This window comes from Bacillus sp. S2(2019), from assembly GCF_005144805.1.
In the GTDB taxonomy this organism is placed as follows: domain Bacteria; phylum Bacillota; class Bacilli; order Bacillales; family Bacillaceae; genus Bacillus; species Bacillus altitudinis.
Genome location: NZ_SWFL01000020.1, coordinates 1 through 528, shown reverse-complemented (window position 1 = coordinate 528; position 528 = coordinate 1). Strand labels below are relative to the sequence as shown.

The following is a 528-nucleotide window of genomic DNA, read 5'->3' as shown; positions in this document are numbered from 1 at the left end:
CACCTCCACCGCGTGCAGCTTGGTTTGCAGCGCGGCGGCGCGGCTGTCGGCGGCGGCGAGCCGGTCGGCGATATACTTAATGTAAATCCACAGCGCAGCCGTTAAAATCGCCCACGCTGCCTGAAACGCAAATTTAAAATCAATCACGAGCTCATTCATTGGGGCACATCTCCAAAGCGGATTTCCGCGCTGATTTCGGGGCGGTGGCGCGGTGACACATGCAGCGCAGCGCCCTCGGTGGCCACATCAAAATAACCGCTTAAAAATTGGCTCACGGCGGCAAATTGATGCTCAAAAGCAATCAGTCCGATCTCCACGTTAAACACCACATCAAAATCACGGCTCATGCCCATCTCGTGCGGCCAGCTCGTTTGCGAGAGCAGGCGGTCGAGCTGCAACACAAAGGCCTCTTGCTCGCGCGCTTTGGCTAGACCCATCTCCATGCCGGCGTGGCGCACATTAAGCTGGCGGTTGACCAGCTCGCGGTATTGGCTCATTTTTGCCCTCCTGTTGCCCATAAGCGCCAGG

The 528-nt window shown here is 57.6% G+C and carries 1 protein-coding gene; it reads right to left on the bottom strand.

Annotation, left to right across the window (positions count from 1 at the left end):
• Nucleotides 1-155: 155 nt before the first annotated feature.
• On the bottom strand, nt 156-528 hold a 373-nt coding region (locus FBF75_RS19585; protein ID WP_205826480.1), incomplete at its 5' end, for a hypothetical protein.